Origin of the sequence: Nocardia sp. NPDC060249 (genome assembly GCF_042728755.1) — a bacterium.
In the GTDB taxonomy this organism is placed as follows: Bacteria; Actinomycetota; Actinomycetes; order Mycobacteriales; family Mycobacteriaceae; genus Nocardia.
Genome location: NZ_JBHXAQ010000030.1, coordinates 1 through 1,491, shown reverse-complemented (window position 1 = coordinate 1,491; position 1,491 = coordinate 1). Strand labels below are relative to the sequence as shown.

General features: G+C 55.1%; 1 rRNA gene. It reads right to left on the bottom strand.

Going from position 1 to position 1,491, the window contains the following annotated elements:
• Positions 1 to 1,491: ribosomal RNA gene (locus tag ACFWFP_RS34460) — 23S ribosomal RNA — on the bottom strand; the annotation flags it as partial.

The window sequence follows — 1,491 nt, the reverse complement described above, 5'->3', positions numbered from 1 at the left end:
AGTAAGCCCTCGGCCTATTAGTACCAGTCACCTACACCAGTTACCTGGCTTCCAATTCTGGCCTATCAACCCCATGGTCTGTAGGGGGCCTTAACCCATCAAGTGGGAGAGAAACCTCATCTTGGAACAGGCTTCCCGCTTAGATGCTTTCAGCGGTTATCCCTTCCGAACGTAGCCAACCAGCAGTGCTCCTGGCGGAACAACTGGCACACCAGAGGTTCGTCCGTCCCGGTCCTCTCGTACTAGGGACAGCCTTCCTCAAGTTTCTAACGCGCGCGGCGGATAGAGACCGAACTGTCTCACGACGTTCTAAACCCAGCTCGCGTGCCGCTTTAATGGGCGAACAGCCCAACCCTTGGGACCTACTCCAGCCCCAGGATGCGACGAGCCGACATCGAGGTGCCAAACCATCCCGTCGATATGGACTCTTGGGGAAGATCAGCCTGTTATCCCCGGGGTACCTTTTATCCGTTGAGCGACACCGCTTCCACTTGCCGGTGCCGGATCACTAGTCCCGACTTTCGTCCCTGCTCGACCTGTCAGTCTCACAGTCAAGCTCCCTTGTGCACTTGCACTCAACACCTGATTGCCAACCAGGCTGAGGGAACCTTTGGGCGCCTCCGTTACATTTTGGGAGGCAACCGCCCCAGTTAAACTACCCACCAGGCACTGTCCCTGAACCAGATCATGGTCCGAGGTTAGAAGTCCAATACGATCAGAGTGGTATTTCAACGACGACTCCACCCGAACTAGCGTCCAAGTTTCACAGTCTCCCACCTATCCTACACAAACCGTACCGAACACCAATACCAAGCTATAGTGAAGGTCCCGGGGTCTTTTCGTCCTGCCGCGCGTAACGAGCATCTTTACTCGTAATGCAATTTCGCCGAGTCTGTGGTTGAGACAGCAGAGAAGTCGTTACGCCATTCGTGCAGGTCGGAACTTACCCGACAAGGAATTTCGCTACCTTAGGATGGTTATAGTTACCACCGCCGTTTACCGGGGCTTAAATTCTCAGCTTCGCCACGAGTGGCTAACCGGTCCTCTTAACCTTCCGGCACCGGGCAGGCGTCAGTCCGTATACATCGTCTTACGACTTCGCACGGACCTGTGTTTTTAGTAAACAGTCGCTTCTCTCTGGTCTCTGCGACCCCACCCAGCTCCAACCGCAAGGGTTATCACCGGGCGTGGTCCCCCTTCTCCCGAAGTTACGGGGGCATTTTGCCGAGTTCCTTAACCACAGTTCTCTCGATCGCCTTAGTATTCTCTACCTGACCACCTGTGTCGGTTTGGGGTACGGGCCGTGTACCAGCTCGCTAGAGGCTTTTCTCGGCAGCATAGGATCACTGAATTCCCCTCAACGGGTACGCATCACGTCTCAGGCCATATGTTGTGCGGATTTGCCTACACAACGCCCTACACGCTTACACCAGGTATTCCATCACCTGGCCCAGCTACCTTCCTGCGTCACCCCATCGCTTACCTACTACA